Annotated in this window: 1 rRNA gene; it reads left to right on the top strand. The window is 51.8% G+C overall.

Annotated elements, in window-relative coordinates:
- Positions 1-77 precede the first annotated feature (77 nt).
- Positions 78-3,011: ribosomal RNA gene (locus tag ACIQXU_RS20790) — 23S ribosomal RNA — on the top strand.
- Positions 3,012-3,017: the final 6 nt, after the last annotated feature.

Genomic DNA, 3,017 nt, shown 5'->3' with positions numbered 1-3,017 from the left:
TACATTGTTCCTTGAAAACTAGATAATAGATAGAAGGCAATTAATTTTTTTCAAAGCATCAGTAAGATCTTTTTAACGGTTAAGTTAGAAAGGGCGCACGGTGGATGCCTTGGCACTAGGAGCCGATGAAGGACGGGACTAACACCGATATGCTTCGGGGAGCTGTAAGTAAGCTTTGATCCGGAGATTTCCGAATGGGGAAACCCACTGTTCGTAATGGAACAGTATCTCTACCTGAATACATAGGGTATTGAAGGCAGACCCGGGGAACTGAAACATCTAAGTACCCGGAGGAAGAGAAAGCAATAGCGATTTCCTGAGTAGCGGCGAGCGAAACGGAATGTAGCCCAAACCAAGAGGCTTGCCTCTTGGGGTTGTAGGACACTCAATATGGAGTTACAAAGGAACGGGGTAAATGAAGTGACCTGGAAAGGTCCGTCAAAGAAGGTAAAAACCCTGTAGTTGAAACTTCGTTCCCTCCTGAGTGGATCCTGAGTACGGCGGGACACGAGAAATCCCGTCGGAAGCAGGGAGGACCATCTCCCAAGGCTAAATACTACCTAGTGACCGATAGTGAACCAGTACCGTGAGGGAAAGGTGAAAAGCACCCCGGAAGGGGAGTGAAATAGATCCTGAAACCGTGTGCCTACAAGTAGTCAAAGCCCGTTAATGGGTAATGGCGTGCCTTTTGTAGAATGAACCGGCGAGTTACGATTTCATGCGAGGTTAAGTTGATAAGACGGAGCCGCAGCGAAAGCGAGTCTGAATAGGGCGAATGAGTATGAGGTCGTAGACCCGAAACCAGGTGATCTACCCATGTCCAGGGTGAAGTTCAGGTAACACTGAATGGAGGCCCGAACCCACGCACGTTGAAAAGTGCGGGGATGAGGTGTGGGTAGCGGAGAAATTCCAATCGAACCTGGAGATAGCTGGTTCTCTCCGAAATAGCTTTAGGGCTAGCCTCAAGATGAGAGTATTGGAGGTAGAGCACTGATTGGACTAGGGGCCCCCAACGGGTTACCGAATTCAGTCAAACTCCGAATGCCAAATACTTATTCTTGGGAGTCAGACTGCGAGTGATAAGATCCGTAGTCGAAAGGGAAACAGCCCAGACCACCAGCTAAGGTCCCAAAGTATACGTTAAGTGGAAAAGGATGTGGAGTTGCTTAGACAACCAGGATGTTGGCTCAGAAGCAGCCACCATTTAAAGAGTGCGTAATAGCTCACTGGTCGAGTGACTCCGCGCCGAAAATGTACCGGGGCTAAACGTATCACCGAAGCTGTGGATTGACACCGTATGGTGTCGATGGTAGGAGAGCGTTCTAAGGGCGTTGAAGTCAGACCGTAAGGACTGGTGGAGCGCTTAGAAGTGAGAATGCCGGTATGAGTAGCGAAAGAAGGGTGAGAATCCCTTCCACCGAATGCCTAAGGTTTCCTGAGGAAGGCTCGTCCGCTCAGGGTTAGTCGGGACCTAAGCCGAGGCCGAAAGGCGTAGGCGATGGACAACAGGTTGATATTCCTGTACCACCTATACATCGTTTGAACGATGGGGGGACGCAGAAGGATAGGGTAAGCGCGCTGTTGGATATGCGCGTCCAAGCAGTTAGGCCGGAAACGAGGCAAATCCCGTTTCCATTAAGGCGGAGCTGTGATGGCGAGGGAAATATAGTACCGAAGTTCCTGATTCCACACTGCCAAGAAAAGCCTCTAGTGAGATGTAAGGTGCCCGTACCGCAAACCGACACAGGTAGGCGAGGAGAGAATCCTAAGGTGTGCGAGAGAACTCTCGTTAAGGAACTCGGCAAAATGACCCCGTAACTTCGGGAGAAGGGGTGCTTTTTAGGGTGAATAGCCCAGAAAAGCCGCAGTGAATAGGCCCAGGCGACTGTTTAGCAAAAACACAGGTCTCTGCGAAGCCGCAAGGCGAAGTATAGGGGCTGACACCTGCCCGGTGCTGGAAGGTTAAGGGGAGAGGTTAGCGCAAGCGAAGCTTTGAACCGAAGCCCCAGTAAACGGCGGCCGTAACTATAACGGTCCTAAGGTAGCGAAATTCCTTGTCGGGTAAGTTCCGACCCGCACGAAAGGTGTAACGATCTGGGCACTGTCTCAACGAGAGACTCGGTGAAATTATAGTACCTGTGAAGATGCAGGTTACCCGCGACAGGACGGAAAGACCCCGTGGAGCTTTACTGCAGCCTGATATTGAATTTTGTTACAGCTTGTACAGGATAGGTAGGAGCCTGAGAAGCCGGAGCGCTAGCTTCGGTGGAGGCGTTGGTGGGATACTACCCTGGCTGTATTGAAATTCTAACCCGCGCCCCTTATCGGGGTGGGAGACAGTGTCAGGTGGGCAGTTTGACTGGGGCGGTCGCCTCCTAAAGAGTAACGGAGGCGCCCAAAGGTTCCCTCAGAATGGTTGGAAATCATTCGCAGAGTGTAAAGGCACAAGGGAGCTTGACTGCGAGACCTACAAGTCGAGCAGGGACGAAAGTCGGGCTTAGTGATCCGGTGGTTCCGCATGGAAGGGCCATCGCTCAACGGATAAAAGCTACCCCGGGGATAACAGGCTTATCTCCCCCAAGAGTCCACATCGACGGGGAGGTTTGGCACCTCGATGTCGGCTCATCGCATCCTGGGGCTGTAGTCGGTCCCAAGGGTTGGGCTGTTCGCCCATTAAAGCGGTACGCGAGCTGGGTTCAGAACGTCGTGAGACAGTTCGGTCCCTATCCGTCGCGGGCGCAGGAAATTTGAGAGGAGCTGTCCTTAGTACGAGAGGACCGGGATGGACGCACCGCTGGTGTACCAGTTGTCTTGCCAAAGGCATAGCTGGGTAGCTACGTGCGGAAGGGATAAGTGCTGAAAGCATCTAAGCATGAAGCCCCCCTCAAGATGAGATTTCCCATGGCGCAAGCTAGTAAGATCCCTGAAAGATGATCAGGTTGATAGGTCAGAGGTGGAAGCGTGGCGACATGTGGAGCTGACTGATACTAATAGATCGAGGACTTAACCAACGCTTT

The sequence above is a fragment of the Peribacillus sp. NPDC097284 genome (genome assembly GCF_044761765.1).
Lineage (GTDB): Bacteria > Bacillota > Bacilli > Bacillales > DSM-1321 > Peribacillus.
This window is presented reverse-complemented; position numbering and strand designations above follow the sequence as displayed.